At 60.4% G+C, this 17,934-nt stretch carries 16 protein-coding genes; 9 read left to right on the top strand and 7 right to left on the bottom strand.

All coding sequences use genetic code 11. The annotated features are described in order from the left end of the window. The first annotated feature begins 156 nt into the window (after positions 1 to 156). Positions 157 to 945, top strand: a complete 789-nt coding sequence (locus tag ACIPL2_RS20560; RefSeq protein ID WP_401358981.1) for a DeoR/GlpR family DNA-binding transcription regulator — start codon at positions 157 to 159, stop codon at positions 943 to 945. A 582-nt stretch (positions 946 to 1,527) separates the two neighbouring features. Here the strand turns inward: ACIPL2_RS20560 and ACIPL2_RS20555 are convergent. Then, complete coding sequence (locus ACIPL2_RS20555; protein WP_401358978.1) at positions 1,528 to 2,379, bottom strand: CAP domain-containing protein; 852 nt, start codon at positions 2,377 to 2,379, stop codon at positions 1,528 to 1,530. A 141-nt stretch (positions 2,380 to 2,520) separates the two neighbouring features. On the opposite strand from ACIPL2_RS20555, the gene ACIPL2_RS20550 reads away from it, so the two are divergent. From ACIPL2_RS20550 to ACIPL2_RS20530, 5 genes are all read left to right on the top strand, one after another. Beyond that, on the top strand, positions 2,521 to 3,141 hold the full coding sequence (locus ACIPL2_RS20550; protein WP_401358976.1) for a cell wall hydrolase: 621 nt from the start codon (positions 2,521 to 2,523) through the stop codon (positions 3,139 to 3,141). Between the two features lie 204 nt (positions 3,142 to 3,345). Further along, positions 3,346 to 4,323 (top strand): NAD-dependent epimerase, encoded by a 978-nt coding sequence (locus ACIPL2_RS20545; RefSeq protein WP_401358973.1) that lies wholly within the window; start codon positions 3,346 to 3,348, stop codon positions 4,321 to 4,323. Between the two features lie 116 nt (positions 4,324 to 4,439). Beyond that, positions 4,440 to 5,180: a glycosyltransferase family 2 protein gene (locus ACIPL2_RS20540; protein ID WP_401358970.1), complete on the top strand. Its 741-nt coding sequence runs from the start codon at positions 4,440 to 4,442 to the stop codon at positions 5,178 to 5,180. After that, positions 5,177 to 5,455, top strand: coding sequence for a lipid-A-disaccharide synthase N-terminal domain-containing protein (locus ACIPL2_RS20535; RefSeq protein ID WP_047528080.1), 279 nt, complete (start codon positions 5,177 to 5,179; stop codon positions 5,453 to 5,455). Before ACIPL2_RS20540 ends, ACIPL2_RS20535 begins: the two co-directional genes overlap by 4 nt. 3 nt (positions 5,456 to 5,458) lie before the next feature. Continuing rightward, positions 5,459 to 7,033 carry an ArnT family glycosyltransferase gene (locus ACIPL2_RS20530; protein ID WP_401358968.1) on the top strand — a complete coding sequence of 525 codons (1,575 nt, stop codon included), beginning with the start codon at positions 5,459 to 5,461 and terminating at the stop codon, positions 7,031 to 7,033. A 7-nt stretch (positions 7,034 to 7,040) separates the two neighbouring features. Here ACIPL2_RS20530 and ACIPL2_RS20525 read toward each other — a convergent pair whose 3' ends face one another. Further along, positions 7,041 to 10,532: a hypothetical protein gene (locus tag ACIPL2_RS20525; protein ID WP_401358966.1), complete on the bottom strand. Its 3,492-nt coding sequence runs from the start codon at positions 10,530 to 10,532 to the stop codon at positions 7,041 to 7,043. 124 nt (positions 10,533 to 10,656) lie between these two features. On the opposite strand from ACIPL2_RS20525, the gene ACIPL2_RS20520 reads away from it, so the two are divergent. Together ACIPL2_RS20520 and ACIPL2_RS20515 are read left to right on the top strand one after the other, a co-directional pair. Further along, a complete protein-coding gene (locus ACIPL2_RS20520; protein WP_401358963.1) occupies positions 10,657 to 11,589 on the top strand; it encodes a GlxA family transcriptional regulator in 933 nt (310 codons plus the stop codon). Between the two features lie 184 nt (positions 11,590 to 11,773). Next, a complete protein-coding gene (locus ACIPL2_RS20515; RefSeq protein WP_401358961.1) occupies positions 11,774 to 12,748 on the top strand; it encodes a nitrilase-related carbon-nitrogen hydrolase in 975 nt (324 codons plus the stop codon). A 144-nt stretch (positions 12,749 to 12,892) separates the two neighbouring features. On the opposite strand, the gene ACIPL2_RS20510 is transcribed toward ACIPL2_RS20515, so the two are convergent. From ACIPL2_RS20510 to ACIPL2_RS20490, 5 genes are all read right to left on the bottom strand, one after another. Further along, a complete protein-coding gene (locus ACIPL2_RS20510; RefSeq protein WP_401358958.1) occupies positions 12,893 to 13,591 on the bottom strand; it encodes a dienelactone hydrolase family protein in 699 nt (232 codons plus the stop codon). Between the two features lie 37 nt (positions 13,592 to 13,628). Continuing rightward, positions 13,629 to 14,252 carry a glutathione S-transferase family protein gene (locus ACIPL2_RS20505; RefSeq protein ID WP_401358955.1) on the bottom strand — a complete coding sequence of 208 codons (624 nt, stop codon included), beginning with the start codon at positions 14,250 to 14,252 and terminating at the stop codon, positions 13,629 to 13,631. 45 nt (positions 14,253 to 14,297) lie between these two features. Beyond that, the gene (locus tag ACIPL2_RS20500) at positions 14,298 to 14,813 is read right to left on the bottom strand and encodes a DoxX family protein (RefSeq protein ID WP_401358953.1); all 516 of its coding nucleotides are present in this window, start codon (positions 14,811 to 14,813) and stop codon (positions 14,298 to 14,300) included. Between the two features lie 57 nt (positions 14,814 to 14,870). Next, positions 14,871 to 15,074 carry a hypothetical protein gene (locus ACIPL2_RS20495; RefSeq protein ID WP_150632833.1) on the bottom strand — a complete coding sequence of 68 codons (204 nt, stop codon included), beginning with the start codon at positions 15,072 to 15,074 and terminating at the stop codon, positions 14,871 to 14,873. A gap of 392 nt (positions 15,075 to 15,466) precedes the next feature. Continuing rightward, on the bottom strand, positions 15,467 to 16,258 hold the full coding sequence (locus ACIPL2_RS20490) for an N-acetylmuramidase domain-containing protein (RefSeq protein ID WP_401358950.1): 792 nt from the start codon (positions 16,256 to 16,258) through the stop codon (positions 15,467 to 15,469). A gap of 165 nt (positions 16,259 to 16,423) precedes the next feature. On the opposite strand from ACIPL2_RS20490, the gene ACIPL2_RS20485 reads away from it, so the two are divergent. After that, complete coding sequence (locus ACIPL2_RS20485; protein ID WP_401358948.1) at positions 16,424 to 17,926, top strand: aldehyde dehydrogenase family protein; 1,503 nt, start codon at positions 16,424 to 16,426, stop codon at positions 17,924 to 17,926. Positions 17,927 to 17,934 lie beyond the last annotated feature (8 nt).

Raw genomic sequence — 17,934 nt, 5'->3', positions numbered from 1 at the left:
GTGCCAGAAAACAGTCAGGCCCCACGCAATCTCAGCAACAACGCATCCCCGACGCAATCTCACCAACAACGCCGCCCCTGTAGGAGCTGTCGAGCGGATTGTGTTTGCGCGGCGGTTTGGCTAATCTCGCACAAACACGCAAAAACAGGCATAAGCATGCAAGATCAGCATTCAGCAGCGGAGCTTCCCCAGCTCCGTCGGCAGAAAATCCTGCTCATCCTCGAACGCGACGGCAAGGTCATGGCCTCCGAGCTGAGCCAGCATTTCGCAGTGTCGGAAGACACGATTCGTCGGGATCTCTCGGAGCTGGCCGCCGCCGGCCTGGTGCAGCGGGTGCACGGCGGGGCGCTGCCGCGTCCCAAGGACACAGGGAAGGATTATTTCACGCGGGTTAGCGAAACCGATGAGGTGAAGACTCATCTGGCGCAGCTTGCGGCCGCGCGGGTGGAGAATGGGCAAATCGTGATGTTCGATTCCGGCTCCACCACGCTGCAAATCGCGCGTTCGTTGCCCTTGGATATTTGCATCACCGCGATCACGACCTCGCCGATGACCGCGATTACCTTGGCGGAATACAAAGGCATCAAGGTGATTCTGGCGGGTGGGCAACTCAACCTGGCGACGATGTCGGTCAGCGGTCACGAGACCGTGCGCTTGTTGCAGAGCATCAAGGCTGACGTGCTGTTCACTGGGGTCTGCGCGATTCATCCGGAGGTGGGCATCAGCTCACTGCATTTCGATGAGGTGCCGGTGAAACAGGCATTGTTTGACAGCGCCTCACAGGTGATTGCCGTCACCACGGCAGACAAACTTGGGGCAGTGGAACCGTTCGTGGTCGCGCCGTGTTCGCGCCTGCAGATGTTGATCACCGAGCGTCATGTGGCGACGGGGAACATCGAGGATTACCGCAAGCTGGGGATCGAAGTGGTGCAGGCTGAGGTTTGAGCTTGCGATGGCGGGCTGGCATTTGTACTGAACGTGCCGGCCTCATCGCGAGCAGGCTCCCACACAGGAGTCCCGGTTGTTCACTGATTTTGTGTCCACTGGAGATCAAGTGTGGGAGCGGGCTTGCTCGCGAAAGCGGACTGTCAGGCGACATTCATGTTGGATGTGACGGCCTCTTCACGAGCAAGCCCGCTCCCACATTGGTTCCAGGTTGGTCATCGAATTTGCGTTCACTGGAGATCAAGTGTGGGAGCGGGCTTGCTCGCGAAAGCGGACTGTCAGGCGACATTGATGTTGGATGTGTCGGCCTCTTCGCGAGCAAGCCCGCTCCCACATTAGTTCCAGGTTGTTCACAGGTTTTGTGTTCACTGGAGATCGCCTGTGGGAGATTCCAATCAGCCATGAACCAACGCAATCGCAAACGAAACAACGATCATGCAGGCAAATGCAAAGTTAAGATTCATGAGGCCAACGTCCAAGCTGTTTAAAGTGGTGCCATATTGAACAGGTCGCAGGCAAATAAAAAATTCGGCTTCATGATTTAAAAGATCAAAGAAAATGATGATTGCCGGCTACGGTTGTTCACTGCGCACCAAACATCACCGTCCAGTAAATCCCCGCATCACTCTTCGGATCGACCGCATAGGCCGCCCCTGCATCGCGGAACTGCGGGTTCATCAGGTTTGCGCAGTGACCGGGACTGGCCAGCCAGCCATCGACCACCTTGCGCACGGTGTCTTGCCCGGCGGCGATGTTCTCGCCGATCTGCTGTGCGTCGTATCCCGCCAGTTCCGCCCGGTCACCCGGTGTGCGTCCATCGCGGTCCTTGTGGTCGAAGAAGTTGTTATTGGCCATGTCCCGCGAATGCGTTTCGGCGGCTGTTCCCAGCATGGCGTTCCAGGTCAGCGGCGTGGTGGCGGTGAAGGATTGTCCACCGCACTGTTGGGGCCGGGTGCGGGCGACATTGAGCTCGGCCAGCAGTTTCTGGCCTTCCACCTGCCAATCACCGAGGCGCGCGCTCAACAGCGGACGAGCCACGACGATGCGCCATTCGCGGTCTTGACGGCTGACGCCGACATCGACGAATTGCGGGTCCAGCACGATCTGGCAAAAAGTTTCCTGGATCGCCTTCATCGCCGAGGCCGCATCACGGGGCCCGGACAAGCTGATCGCCTGCACATTCTTCATCGGATAACCCGCGGTCACCATGGCCTGCTGCAAATTGCGGACGCTGGTTTCGGACAGCGCCAGGCGTGGATCGGCCGACAGCGGCGGCAGCTCCGATGAGACCTGGCCGGCGCAGCGTTGCAACTGGCTGCGGTAGACATTGATCGACTCGATCAGCTGTGACTCGTCGCTCGCCACGGCGTTGGCAGCGAACAGCAGTCCCACTGACAACCCGGCAAGACGCATAGCGGATGATGTGAAGCGCATGGAAATCCCCCTTGAGCAGACTGCGCCCATGATGCGCGAAGTTGCCCCATCAAAGGCAACGGATTTTCCAGAATGTCAGGAGAGGGTGCAATCATTTCACTACTACACTGAAACGATATTGCCCACTGAGTCATTCCCACCATGCGCTTCGACTGGATAGCCTCCTGCCTCGCACTCACTCTGCTTGCCGGCCCCGCATTCGCGGCGGATCAAGAGCAAAAACAAAAAGTAGCCGAAGACAAGGCCGAGGTGCTTGAGCACAAAGCGGCGGAGAACAGCAGCCCCGCACCGGCAACCAAAGCCCAGGCCATTACCCAATCCGAAGTCCAGGCCGTGGACCCGGCCGGCGCCGCGCCGCTGGACGATGCAATCACCTGCCTGGCCCGTTCGATTTACTGGGAAGCCAAAGGCAAGGACTCCGCCGACATGGAAGCGGTCGCCAACGTCGTCATGAACCGCCTGGGCCACGAGGGTTTTCCGGATACGGTGTGCGGTGTGGTCAAGCAAGGTTCGGAAACCAGGAGCTGCCAGTTCTCGTGGTGGTGTGACGGCAAATCCGATTCGGTTCAGGAAGAAGTCCCTTACGCGCTGGCCAAAGAAATCGCCCGCAAGGCGCTGAACAAGCAATTGCCGGATCGCACCCAGGGCGCGCTGTATTTCCATGACCGCACCGTGAAGCCGGATTGGGCCAGGGAGTACATCAAAACCGTGGACATCGGCCTGTTCCGGTTTTATAAACCGCATGGAGGGGATGCGAAGTAGCGCGTCGATTTCTGACTGTTTTTTGCAGACATACCTCAACGTTACCGAAACTGAAATATTTCTGTTTTATAAGTTTCACGACGCAACAGTGCGTCAGTGATGCCATAAGCAGGAACATCAGATGAAGCTGAAGAGGGTGTTAATCAGCCACAATGCACCGATGAATGCGCATCGGCGGGCAGCGGTTGCCCGAGCGAGCGCGCGATGACTGTCCTGGTTACCGGCGCCGCCGGTTTCATCGGCTTTCACACCGCCCGGCGCTTGTGCCTGGACGGACATGACGTGGTCGGGATCGACAACCTCAACGACTACTACGATGTCACGCTCAAGCAGGCGCGTCTCAAAGCGCTGGAGTCCTTGCCGGGTTTTCGATTCCAGAAAATGGACATCGTCGATAAACCGGCCTTGCTGGCGTTGTTCGATAAACACGGATTTACCGAGGTGGTGCATCTGGCGGCGCAGGCCGGCGTGCGTTACTCGCTGGACAACCCGGACGTTTACGCCCAATCCAACCTGGTGGGTTTCCTCAATATGCTGGAAGCCTGCCGACACCATCGCCCTGACCATCTGATCTATGCCTCGAGCAGTTCGGTGTACGGCACTAACAGCAAAATGCCGTTCAGTGTCGACGACGCCGTCGATCACCCCATCTCGCTGTATGCCGCCACCAAGCGCGCCAATGAATTGCTGGCTGACAGCTATTGCCATCTGTATGGCCTGAAGGCCAGCGGCCTGCGCTTCTTTACCGTCTACGGCCCTTGGGGCCGGCCCGACATGGCGCTGTTCAAATTCACTGACGCGATCCTCAAAGGCCTGCCGATTGATATCTACAACCAGGGCCAGATGTCGCGCGACTTCACCTACATCGATGACATCGTCGAAAGCATCGCCCGTCTGCGCTCGCGCCCGCCAGTGCCGGAGGGTGAGGCCGCTGGCGTGAACCAATTGTTCAACATCGGTCGCGGCATGCCGGTGGCGCTGCTGGATTTCGTCGAGTGCCTGGAGCTGGCGCTGAATAAACCGGCCCAGCGCAACTTCATGCCGTTGCAGGCCGGTGATGTGGTCAAGACCTGGGCTGACGTGTCGGCACTGTCGGCGTGGGTCGGCTTCAGTCCGCAGGTATCAGTTGAAACCGGCGTGGCGGAATTCGTGAAGTGGTATCGGCAGTTTTATCAGATTTGAATTCGGTGACGGCCATCTGTAGGCGCGAGGCTTGCCCGCGAAAGCGTCCTCAAGTGCGCTTTCGCTGGCAAGCCAGCGCCTACACGGCTTGCGTGATGAGGATAAATGGGGACTCCATGAGCCAGGATATTTTTGTATCGGTACTGATTCCAGCAAAAAACGAAGCGAACAACCTCAAGCCCTTGCTTGAAGAAATACGCGTGGCGCTGGCCGACGAGGCTTATGAAATTATCGTGGTCGACGACGGCAGCACCGATGCCACGCTGCACGAATTGCGGCAGATCAAAAACAGCGGCCTGGACACCTTGCGCATCCTGCGTCACGAACGTTCGCTGGGGCAAAGCACCTCGCTCTACCATGCGGCGCGTGAAGCGCGGGGGCAATGGCTGGCCACGCTCGATGGCGACGGGCAAAACGACCCGGCGGACATTCCGGGCATGTTGGCACTGGTGCGTGGCGAGCGGGGCAGGGGTGACGTGCAATTGGTCGCCGGCCACCGCACCAACCGCCGCGACACCGCGAGCAAGCGCTGGGCCTCGTGTTTCGCCAACGGCCTGCGCCGTCGCCTGCTCAAGGACGCCACTCCGGACACCGGTTGCGGCTTGAAGCTGATCGAGCGCGTGGCCTTTCTGCACCTGCCGTACTTCGACCATATGCACCGCTTCATTCCGGCGTTGATCCAGCGCCACAACGGGCGAATGATCGTCCACCCGGTCAACCACCGACCGCGCACGGCGGGTGTGTCAAAGTACGGCAACCTCGACCGCGCACTGGTGGGCGTTTTCGACCTGATCGGTGTCTGGTGGCTGATCAAACGCACGCGCCTGAACACCAACGCCCAGGAGGTCGACGCATGACTTTGTCGCGAGAAGTCCTGTGGCTGGTGATTGGCTTTGCCGGGCAGATTGCGTTTACCGGTCGCTTCGTCTTGCAGTGGCTGTACAGCGAATACAAGAAACGCAGCGTGATCCCGGTGAGCTTCTGGTACTTGAGCATTGTCGGCAGCACCTTGCTGTTCGCCTACGCCATTTACCGCCAAGACCCGGTGTTCATTGCTGGCCAGGCCTTTGGTTCCATCGTGTATCTGCGCAACCTGCAATTGATCGCCAAAAGCAAACACCTCAAGGAATAAGTCATGCGCCGAACCCTATCGCCCAGGGTCGAATGCCTGGGCCTGATGCTGCTTGCCTTGCTGTTGATCGGTGCAGGCCTGGGGCTGCGTTCGGCGCAGAACGTCGATGAAGAACGTTTCCTCGGCGTGGCGCTGGAAATGCTGAACAACGGTTCATGGCTGATTCCACACCGCGCCGGGGAGATCTACGGCGACAAACCGCCGATCTTCATGTGGACGGTGGCGTTCTTCGTCTGGCTCACCGGCAAGCCCAACATCGCCCTGTACATTCCGGGGCTGTTTTCGGCGGTGACGGTGACGGCGATCGTCTACGACCTGGGCCGCCGGCTCTGGAATCAGCGCACCGCTCGCACGGCCGCGCTGCTGTACCTGGCGACCTACCAGACCTACAGCATCCTGCGCACCGGGCAGATCGACAGCTTTTTGATTCTGTTCACCTCGCTGGGCCTGTATGGGGTGGCGCGTCACTTGCTGCTCGGCCCGGCGTGGCGCTGGTTCTATGTGGGCTGCGCCGCGATGGGGATTGGCGTGATCACCAAAGGTGTCGGCTTCCTGCCGGCGCTGATGCTGATCCCGTATGCCTACGCGGTGCGCAAGGATTGGCCGGGCGTGGTGGCCATGCCGGGCGAGGCGCGCAAGTGGCTGCTGGGCTTTGTGGTGATGCTCGGGGCGATTGCGATCTGGCTGCTGCCCTTGGCGCTGTCCATTGCACTCAATGGCAGCGCTGACGAAATCGCTTATGCACGGGAAATCCTCCTGCGCCAGACCGCCGGGCGCTACGCCGCCGCGTGGCACCACCGCGAGCCGTTCTGGTATTTCTTCGTCAACGTCATTCCGCAGTATTGGCTGCCTTTGGTTTTGGTCTTGCCATGGCTGGTGCCGGCCTGGCGTCGGCAGTTGAGCAAACGCGACGGTCGGGTGCTGGTGCTGCTCGGTTGGGTTGCGCTGGTGGTGCTGTTTTTCTGTATCAGCAGCGGCAAACGCAAGTTGTACATCTACCCGGCGCTGCCCGGATTGGTGCTGGTGGCCGCGCCGCTGATCCCGTGGCTGCTGCAGCGCTGGTTCCGCCAGCGCCCATGGTTTCGACGGGCCTTCCCGGCGCTGGTTACGACCTGGTTTGTGCTGTGGTTCACCCGCGGTTTCATCGAGCCGGTCAAGGACGGGGTCAATCCGGATCAGCTGATCATGACGCAGGCGAATACTCTGAGCCACGGCGCGGAGCTGGTATTGGTCAACTGGAGCGAGGGCCACTGGTTGTTCGCCCGCCAGCCGATTGTGCATTTCGGCATGCTCGATTCCACGGTGGAGCGGGCGGCGCAATGGCTGCGCGAACATCCGCAAGCCTACGCGATGGTGCCGGATGAGGTGCTGAATCGCTGTTTCGACCCCCAGTCTGCCCGTGAACTGGGTAAATCCTCTGGTGCGCAGTGGTCGATGGTCGGTGTCGATGCGGATAACGGCAAATGCCACCCCGAGCCGTCTGCCACGGTCTATCGATTCACCTGGCCGCAGACGGTTGGTTATACGGTCTTAGGCGAAAACCTGCCGCTGGATGTCGTGCACGCCGGTGCGCCATGACGGCGCGCTAAAACTTCGCATAGTTCAACGCATCGACAATCGCCGAGCCGCCGATGCCGGTCAGCGACAGCAGCAGCGCCCGGATCAACGGATCCTCGGAGTAGCGGGAGAATGAGCCGGTATTGAGCGTCGCGACGCGCTCGCGGATCATCTTGAATTTCTCGTAGCAGGGCGATGATTCGGGTGTTTGCAGCAGGAAGGCGTCCAGTCGTTGCAAGGCCTGCGTGCGGGCCTTTTCCGCGCCGCGCCGCAGCGACAATGCCGAGACGAGCAGCACCAGCGCCGTCAGCAAATACGAAATGATCAGGCCCGGCGGTGTCGGCCAGTTATCGAACAGGCTGCTGCGCGACGCCAGCAGGATCAACATCACCACCGTCGGCGCATAGATCAGCCGGTTGACCGCCGAGGTGCGCTTGGCGATCAGCTGCAAATCCACCCACTCATCGATGCACGGATGCCTGAGCATGCCGAAGGTTTTCTTGTGCTCCGCCTGCAAGGTCCCGGGCCAGATCGCATGGTGTTCGCTGAGGTGGCGGATGAAGCGCGTCAGCAGCAGATTGGCGTCCACCACCCAGAACACCAGCACCTGGAAAATCAGCGTGGGCAGCAACCAGCCCATCATCCACCACATCGAATGGCCGCGAACGGGCATGCCTTCCATTGGCCAGACGACAAACAGCACGCTGGTGACGACCACATAAACCCACGTCGCGAGCATGGCCCGCAGCATTCGCGCACCGAAGGAACCGCACACACAGTGCTCACCCCAGAAGCGCGCAATGGAGATCAGCTTGCGCCCGTCCGCGCAGGTGGCCTGAGCCGGTGCGCAGGACCTCGACCACTCTTCGCTAGTGCTCATCAGCGGGAAAAAAATCAGCAGCAGGCAATGCCCGAACTCGTTGCACCAGCGCCGAAACTTCCAGCCCTTGCCGCGACGTATCAAACGCCGGAGCTGACCCCATAAGGTCATCTCGTATTTGCGCATGTGCAGGGTCAGGTGGTACGCGGTCTCGATCTCGGCCCGATTGACGCGCAGGTTGCGCCAGCCCCAGGCCAATGCCGCGAGCGATATCAGCACGGCCAGCAGTCGCAGGGCCATGGTCGGCCAGGCACTGATGCCTTCGAACAGGAACATCGGTTCACCCAGGCCGTTTTCCGTCAAGGTGCTGCGCATCTGATACGCCATCATCAAGGCGAGGATAAACATCACCAGGGGAACCACGATGTACCACGCCCGAGAGTCGTACAGGCCGGTGCTGGCGTTGCCCGTCACATCCTGCGCTATCGCCAGTTTTCTTGCGGAGCGCCGGGTCAGGTTCGACGTGACGATACCCAGCAGAATCAGTACGAAGGTGAACCAGAGAAACTCCGCGTGCCAGAACCGCGTGGCGATAAAGGCGCAGGCCGCTGCCACCATGTACAGCGTGATCGGTACGCCCCGGACCCAGGCCAGCCGGGGATCGTGATCATCTCGCGGGCCTTCGATTTTCCACCAGACAATGAACCCGGCGAGTATCAGCAGGGTGAGCGTCAGCGGCCCGGCCCAGAAAAACGATTGGGCCTGCTTGAAGCGCTCGCGGATCGACGTGGACGGTTCAGGGTAGGGCGGTGGCGAGGGATCCTGCAGGCAACGCAGCGCCATCAGGTCGTGCGGACGGACGCCACGATCGGACTGGGATTGGGTCGGGGCCTCGCAGTTGGCCGGGCGTGAAGCGGTCAGCCGGCTCGCCAGCGGAATGAAGCCGCTGATGCCCACCTCATAGATCCCCGGCGACAGCAGCTCGGATTTTGAATAGTCGAACTTCGCCCGTTTGGCGTCGAAGGATTGTGGCGCCAGCGCGGCCAGCACCGAGATGAACACCGCACTTTGCAGGCTGTCGCGAAACGGCGGCACGTCCTGTTGCAGCGCACGGGTCAGCGTCAGGCCATAGGGCGCGGCGAGTATCAGGTTGCGCGTGGTTTGCGCCTGGCCCCGCTGCAACATGCGCGCGTCGAGGTCGGTGGAAAAGTACAGTTTGTACGGCAACCGGCTCTTCAGCGCCTGCAACACCAGCAGCTTGTCGTAGGCATCGACGCCCAGCACACCGATGGCGCCGATGCCGCTTTCGCCATTGCGCCTATACGCCGCGTCCTCGCTGGCGATGTGGTCGGCAAGACGCCGCAGGTAATCGAGTTGGGAGTTGCCATCGGATTTCTCCAGTGGGCTGAGATCAATCTGGGTGGCGTCTTTGCTGTTTTTGCCGGGATCAGCAGCGGCGTTTTTGTCGTTGCTGGCCGACTCCTCGGGCAGGCGTCCGTCCAGGCCGCGTAAATAGCTGAAGCGCAAAATCCACTGATCAACCACCGACCGCTGGTTTTTATCATCGTTACCGAGGCGGGCGTCGTTGGCGACCTGCGACTTGAAGCTTTCGATCAGCGCGCGGCTGTAGAAACTGTCCCACTCGGAAATCAAGGCGATGCGATTGCCGCTGCGGCGCAGGTCACGGGTGCATGGCGAGCCGATGCGTCGCAGCTTGCCTTCGCTGCACCGCACGCCAGCGGCCGGGTCGACACGGCGCAGCTTCAATTCCTCAAGCATCAGCTGCGTCATGGTGCCGTCGTCGCTGACGGTGCGCAGCAACTTCATCGGTGGTCTGCTTGCCAGCGGTGGCGAAAGTTTCTTGTAGCCGCGATCCAGGGTTTCGTTGTCGGCCGTGGCCAGCGGTGAGTAAATCTCGACCGTCGCGGTGGCCTTGCCGAGGTCCTGGTCCTGGAACATGTCGCGCAGAACGGTGGAGGTGGAAGGGCCTATGACTTTCAGAACGGCGTTGTCGGGTGGCGCTGTACAGGGGTTTGGCGTGCAGCCCTGAGCGATTTTGTGGTTCAGGGTTGCGCGCAGTTTTTCCAGCTGCTGCAACGGGGTTGAACCGAGTGCGTCCTGTTTCAACCAGAACACGATCGTTCGGTCAGGCGGCGGTGGGGCGCCTTCCAGTGCGGTCGGCGGATCGAAGGGGTTGGAGACGAAAATTTCATAGGGCGCGTCGACGAAGGCCTGTTTCTGCGGTGCATCGACCGACAGGTCAGCGGCGAGTCTCAAGCAATGGATGTACTGTTCCTGATCCGGCACCCGATGGGAATTCTTGAACCCCGCCAGCAAGGCGTAGCGGATGCGGCGGCGCCGTTCGACTTCGTCGGCGTAAGGGCCACCCTCGACCAGCGCCACCATGACATCGGGCGCTGCATTTTCGCCGGACAGCGACGCCATGTCGGCACTGCACACATTGTCCGCATCCGGGTTCTTGCTGTCGGTGAGCTTCTTGCGATAACGCTCGACGGCGTCGAATGGGTCTTGCCAGAGCCGAGCTTCGATGGGCAGTTGCGCCTGGAACTGGGCGCCGATGGGCCGCGGTTCAAGGAACGGCTCGCGGTTGAGGGCGAACATCGAGACCACGAGACTGAGGATCACCGCACTGCCTGGCAGCCAAAACGCCAGGTTAGTGCCTGAACCGTGGTTGTCCATGGCCTGTGCCTCTTGTTTTCGGCCAACTGATAACAGTTATGTATAGACCCGATTTGGGCGTACAGTGCAATTTAGTGGCCTAAAAACAGTTATGCCACTTTTACGGTCAAGAGGGGCGGCTGCCATGCACAACATCGGACTGATTGTTTATCCCGGCTTTCAGGTGCTCGGCCTGGCCATGTGCGCCACGTTCGAGTTGGCCAACACGGCCGCCGACGAACCGGTGTACAGCATTGCCTTGCTGTCCGAGCACGGTGGAACCGTGCAGACCTCCGCCGGGTTCGGCGTGGAAACCACGGCGTTCGATCAGCGTGCGTTCGATACGCTGCTGGTGATGGGCGACAACCTGGTCCGCCCGACAACGCCGGGCATGGTCGAATTTTTGCGCAACGCCAGCCGGACCACCCGGCGCCTTGGCTCGATCTGCACCGGCGCTATTGTGCTAGCCGAGGCCGGTTTGCTCGATGGCCGACGGGCGACCACGCATTGGTGCCATGCCCCGGCGTTGCAGCGGGCGTACCCGAAAGTGAAGGTGGAAGAAGACCGGATATTCATCAACGACGGCAACCTCTGGACCGCGGCGGGCATGAGCGCCTGCGTCGATCTGGCCCTGGCCCTGGTTGAGAACGACCTGGGCGCCGAAGTGGCGCGGCGCGTGGCCCGGCAATTGGTGGTCTACCACCGGCGCGCGGGCGGGCAATCGCAGTTTTCGGTGATGCTCGAACTTGAGCCCAAGACCGACCGCATCCAGGCCGCGCTGACCTACGCCAAGCACAACTTGAAGTCCGCGCTGTCGGTTGAGGAACTGGCCAACGCGGCCCATTTGAGCCCTCGTCAGTTCAGCCGGGTGTTCCATGCCGAAACCGGTCAATCACCGGCCAAGGCCATCGAAAACCTGCGGGTGGAATCCGCGCGCCTGATGATGGAAACCGGGCGGCACTCCATTGATGTGGTGGCTGCCGATACCGGTTTTGGTGATCGAGAGCGCATGCGTCGGGCGTTTATCCGCGCGTTCGGCCAGCCCCCCCAAGTCATACAACGCGCCAACCGAGCCTGAATGACACACCCTGTAGGAGCACGGCTTGCCGGCGAAGGCGTCTTCAAGAACGCCTTCGCGAGCAAGCTTTGCTCCTACAGATGTCAAGGTGTCCTAAAAGGTGGTGTATACGACATTTGGGTCTGAATATTATTGGCGTAATGTTGATCTCGTTGAAGCCCACTTTCTCAATGAGATCACCGCCATGACCCTCATCAAAGCCGCCGCCGTCCAGATCGCCCCCGTACTCTACAGCCGTGAAGGCACTGTCGATAAAGTTGTCCAGAAGATTCTCGAACTCGGTGATCAAGGTGTGCAGTTCGCCGTGTTCCCGGAAACCATCGTGCCGTACTACCCGTATTTTTCGTTCGTACAGTCGCCGTTCGAAATGGGCACCGAACACCTCAAACTGCTGGATCAGTCCGTGACCGTTCCGTCGGCCGCCACTGATGCCATCGGTGCCGCTGCCAGACAGGCTGGCATGGTCGTGTCCATCGGCGTCAACGAGCGTGACGGCGGCACGTTGTACAACGCGCAGTTGCTGTTCGATGCTGACGGCACACTGATCCAGCATCGCCGCAAAATTTCCCCGACCTATCACGAACGTATGATTTGGGGCATGGGGGACGGCTCTGGCCTTCGCGCCACCGACAGCGCGGTAGGGCGCATCGGTCAGTTGGCCTGCTGGGAACATTACAATCCGCTGGCCCGTTACGCCTTGATGGCCGACGGCGAACAAATCCACGCGTCGATGTACCCAGGATCGTTTGCCGGACCGTTGTTCACCTCGCAAATGGAAGTCAACATCCGCCAGCATGCATTGGAATCGGCGTGCTTTGTGGTCAACTCCACCGCCTGGCTGAGCCCTGAGCAACAGGCACAGATCATGGCCGACACCGGTTGCCCGATCGGCCCGATTTCCGGTGGGTGCTTCACCGCGATCATCAGCCCGGATGGCGTGATACTCGGTGCGCTGACTGAAGGTGAAGGCGAGGTGATCGTCGACCTGGACATGAGCCTGATCGACAGGCGCAAACGCATGATGGATTCCCGTGGCCACTACAGCCGTCCGGAACTGCTGAGCCTGCTGATCGACCGCACACCGCAGGCTCATGTCCATGAACGTGGCGCTCATTCGAGGCTGGCAGTGATCGACAGGGTGGAAGAAATCAGCCTTTAACGTCTTGGGACCGTGTCGTTCCCTTCGCGGGCAAGCCTCGCTCCTACAGGATAGGCGGGTGGCCTGGCCGCGATGAGGCCATCACCGGCACAAAAAAGGGGACTTCCACCCAAATGGTGTAAGTCCCCTTTTACTCATCGGGCCTTACAGTTCCTGGCCCAAAAAGATCAACGTATTGCCATGGGCCTCAGCCGCGGTGCGCTGGTTGTAGCTGTCGCGGTGCGAGCAGTTGAAGCCATGCTCGGCTTCCGGATACACGACAATTTCCACGTTGTCGTTGTTCTCGAAACGCTCGGCGATTTGCTCCACGGCTTCCAGTGAAATGTGGCTGTCATTTTCGCCGAAGTGCATCAACAGCGGCACATCGATTTGATCGGCGCGGTCCAGGTGATTCTGGATTCCGCCGCCGTAGTAGGCGACGGCGACGTCCACCAGCCCATTAGTGGCGGTGAGGTAAGAGAGCAAGCCGCCGAAGCAGTAGCCGAGCGAGGCGATGCCGCCGTCCAGCTCCGGCCGGGCTTTCAAGGCATCGATGGCCAGTTCGATGTCAGCTTGTGCCTTGCCGACATCGGTGGCGTTCATCAATTCGACGGCGCGTTTCCAGCCGGCTTCGTCGTAGGCCAGTTCGATACGGTGGCCGTTGCGCCAGAACAAGTCCGGTGCGATCACCAGGTAACCATCAGCCGCGTACTGCTCGGCGACCGAGCGGATGTGTTCATTCACGCCGAAGATCTCCTGGATCAGCACGATCCCCGGACCTTTGCGGGTATGCGGAATCGCCAGGTAAGCGCCGAATTTACCTTCGTCGCTGTCGATCTCGATCCATTGGGTGGTCACGCTCATGGTGGCTCCTGTCTACGCAATTGAGGTGGGGTAAAGCTTACTGTGGCTGTGTGGCCTGGAAGCTTGGCAGTGCCTGCATACGTTTCCACCATTCGCTGAAACCGTCTACTGAAAATACCTGCGGCGCATCCTTGGTCATCGCTATATAGGCACAACCCGGTGCCAGGTAAAAGTCGCCGATGCTCTGTTCCTGACCGGCGATGTACGGATCGCTGCCTTTTATTTTCATCAGTTCACGCAGCACGCGTTTCGAATTCTCGATCCCTTTGCGGCGTGAATCTTCATTTTGCCCGCCAATAAAGTCAGGAAAAAGATGGTAGCCGAACACCTGCACCAGGTTGCCGTAGCCATAAGCATCGTAAATGCCCTGGGCCATGTGGGTACGCGCACGGTCATGGGCGTTATCCGGTGTGATCGACGGGCCTGGCAGGACTTCGTCCAGGTAGGCCACGATCGCAGCGGTTTCGATGATGCGGAAACCGTCGTGGTCGACGACGGGCACCTTGCCGAAAGGGTGACGCACCAAATGCTCTGGCAGGTGCGGCTCACCTTTGATGACGTTGACCTGCACCTGATCGAAGTCGGCGTCTTTTTCCGCCAGCAGCATCTTCACCGTGCGCACATACGTACTGCCATCAAAACCGTAGAGAGTGAGGCTCATGACCGTTGCTCCAACATTGAGGGACTTTATCGAGACCCTGGCGTATCAGCGGTTGTGGCGACGCCAGAAGAATCGCGCCAGCAGCGCATCGAAACTGAGCTTGCCGGCACCCGAGAGCAACAGAGGCACAAACGCCGCGAGGTAGATCAGCGGCAGTTTGAAGTTGCCATAGCCCTTGTTGCTGATGGAGTAACCCTGTGCAAGCTCACTCAATGTAGACCAATCGGCTGGCCAGTGAACGGCAGCGGTCGCGACGATGGTCACCACGATCAGAATGAAGGCCGAAACCCGCGTGCCCAGGCCGATCAGGATGGCGAGGGCGCAGATCAGTTCGGCCCACATCGACAGTTCCCAGTTCAGCGTGGCCGAGACGTGGTCGAACGGAAACGGGAAGCGGTCCTGGATGTCGGCGAACCAGTTGTCGCCATTCCATTTTTCCAGGCCTGACTCGAAGAACTCCCAGGCGAGGAACAACCGCAGGGTCAGCGGCGCGATCCAGTCACCGGCACGGTCGAGGTTCAGGTGCAGGCCTTTGACGGCCGAAGAAATTGAGCTGTTCATGGGGTTGATCTCCGTTCAGTCAGGGGTGTGGGGCAACGGCGTGCCCCACGCAATGGGTTACTCGCCGGCGCCGCACTTGCCTTCGCCACATTTGCCTTCGGCGGGTTTCTCGGCGGTATCGGCCTGGACCTGGCTGTAGCCGTGGGCCAGTTGTTTCATGCTGAACGCTTCGGACTCGGAGGCCGACGCGACGTTGGACAGGGCCAGGCCACCGGCGATGATCAGGCCGAGGGTCAGCGAAGCAGTCGAGAGCTTGAACATGGTGATACTCCGTAGCGTTGAGTGAGTTGAGCGCTTTGATCGGCTTGGCCAATCGACAGGCACATTTCATCAAGCAGGTGTATCTGCGATGTGTCGTTGACGCGGGGTTTTATGGCCGGGGTGTGTCGAGAGGGGGGCTGTACACACTGTGATACGTAAGCACTTCAACGAAACCGAGCCCCTGTAGGAGCTGTCGAGCCGTGCGAGGCTGCGATCGGCCCTGTAGGAGCTGTCGAGCTATGCGAGGCTGCGATCGGCTGCGAAGCAGTCGTGAAATCAGGCAATGCGGTGTATCAGGAAAACCGCGTGTTCAGGGTTTACGGCTGCTTCGCAGCCGATCGCAGCCTCGCACGGCTCGACAGCTCCTACAGGGGGGCGGTGGGGCGTTACGGTTACAACGGCAACGCGTCGATCCGGCTGCGCAAGAGCTCCAGCGTTTCGTCGTCCAGCACCGTGGTGGGCCCCAGTCCCGCTTTCGCCTGGAACAGATTCATCGCGTCCCGGGTTTGCTTGCCGACGATGCCGTCGATGGTGCCGGGATGAAAGCCCAGGTACGTCAAGTAGGTTTGGGCCATGCGAATCCTCAGGTCCGGGGTGCCGCCATAAGAGAACTTTTGATAGGCGGCGCTGAGCCGTAAGTCATAGTTGTTGATGGCGTAGTTGGGGCCGTTGTAGCGGCGGGCGAAGTTGGCCCAGTCCTTGGCGCGTAACGCGTCTACTGCTCCGCCTTCGATCAACGTGCCAATGGTGCACAGCAGTTGCTCGTTCTCGGAGGCGACCATGCGCTTGACCATCGACTCGACATCCACCGAATGGGTGTGCGCGAAATTGAACCCCATCGTCTGCCCCAGTCCCCACGAAGTGCTTTGCAACGCCGCGTTTCGGTTCAGGCCGATGGCCTGGTTCAGGCGGTCGTATTGGTGCGCCCCCGACTCGCCGTAATTGCCCGGGGTTTTGCTGCTGATCTGCGGGTGTTGTGCATCGAACATCTGGTGGGTCAGACGGCTGAAGACGTGACGCTCAAAAAGAATTTTTGGTCGGCGGTCGGAAAAGAATCCGTTGCCCGAGGTTTCTACCGCCAAAACAGCCCAGAGTTGCGCGGCACTGACTTTGGCAAGGTCCAGGGCATTCGCCAGACCTTCGTCGTCAAGAGCCGATCCATGACTTTTGAATTCATCGCTCATGACAGCCTCCTTCGGCAACAGGAAACGCTGGTTTACCTCTTTAGCGTAGGAGGGCCGGGCGCTGGGGCTGCGGGTTTGCGATCACCGGTCAGGCGCGCGGTTAATGACGCTTCGCGGAATTTCCTATACATTTTCTGCCCGCCCACTGCATGGTGAAACCGCTTCATGTCTCTTGCGCTCGAACGTCTAGTCGCTGGCACGCCGATCCCTTTCGCTGGTAATCGTGTCACTGTGGTCAGCCCCGAATTGGCGGCGCGCTTTCAGCCCGGCGACCACCTTTTGGTGGAGCAAGTCAGCGGCGAGTTGTTGTTGATTCCGGTAGCCGATCAGCAAGCGGCAGCCGTCGCCATCGAACGTGCCGAAGCAGCGTTCAGTGCGATATCTGCGGTCTCGGATCAGGCGATCAGCCAATTCTTCGATCTGTTTGCACAACGTCTGGAAACGCCGGAGTGCTGGGGTTTGATCGCGGCCGCCAACCTGGCCGACATCGAACGAGCCAAGGCACGCGGGCGTTCTACCACGCGACTGCTGGCCGATGAGCGCATGCGTGCCGACATGATCGCCGGCCTGCGGGCCTGGCGCGATGCGTCGGCCACCCGTGGCAAAGTGGTCAGTTGCGTCGAGCATGACGGCTGGAAAGTCGAGCAAGTGGTCTCGCCCTTGGGCATCGTCGCTTTCGTCTTCGAAGGCCGGCCGAATGTCTTCGCCGACGCCGCCGGTGTATTGCGCACGGGTAACACTGCGGTGCTGCGCATTGGCAGTGATGCCTTGGGCACGGCGCAAGCCATCGTCACCCATGCATTGAATCCGGCATTGTCCGATGCAGGGCTGCCGGCCGGTGCGGTGTCGCTGGTGGAAAGCGTCAATCACGCCGCCGGCTGGGCGATGTTCGCCGACCGACGCCTGTCGCTGGCCGTGGCCCGTGGATCGGGACGTGCCGTCAGTCAACTGGGCAGCATCGCGCAACAGGCCGGCACCGCCGTCAGCCTGCACGGCACCGGTGGTGCCTGGTTGATCGCGAACCAGGACGCCGACGCCCAGCGCTTTGCCGCCGTGGTGCGCAACTCGCTGGATCGCAAAGTCTGCAACACCCTGAACGTCTGCCTCATCCACCGTGACCGCGCCAGCGAACTGGTGCCGCTGTTTCTCGACGCACTGCAACAGGCTGGCACCGCTCGGGGCCAAGGCTGCAAGTTGCACATCGTTGAAGGTAGCGAGCAGTGGTTGCCAGCCGATTGGCAGACCGCCAGCGTTGAGGTGTATCGCGCCGAAGGCTATCGAACCGAAGCGTTGGCCGAACCGTTGCCCGAGGATCAGTTGGGCCGCGAGTGGGAATGGGAAGAAACCCCGGAAGTCAGCCTGAAGATCGTCGACGACCTGGACCAGTCCATCGCCTTGTTCAATCGCTACAGCCCGCAATTCACCGTGTCGTTGATCAGTGAAGCTGCCGAGGCTCAGGAGCGCTTCTACAACGCGGTCAACGCGCCTTTTGTCGGCAACGGGATTACCCGTTGGGTCGACGGCCAATACGCGCTGAACAAGCCGGAATTGGGGCTTTCAAACTGGGAGAGCGGGCGCCTGTTTGCGCGCAGCGCGATTCTCTCGGGCGATGGCGTGTTCACCATTCGCAGCCGCATGACCCAGACGGATCTGTCGGTCAAACGCTGAGTACCCCG

Origin of the sequence: Pseudomonas sp. NPDC086251 (genome assembly GCF_044746405.1) — a bacterium.
Lineage (GTDB): Bacteria > Pseudomonadota > Gammaproteobacteria > Pseudomonadales > Pseudomonadaceae > Aquipseudomonas.
This window is presented reverse-complemented; position numbering and strand designations above follow the sequence as displayed.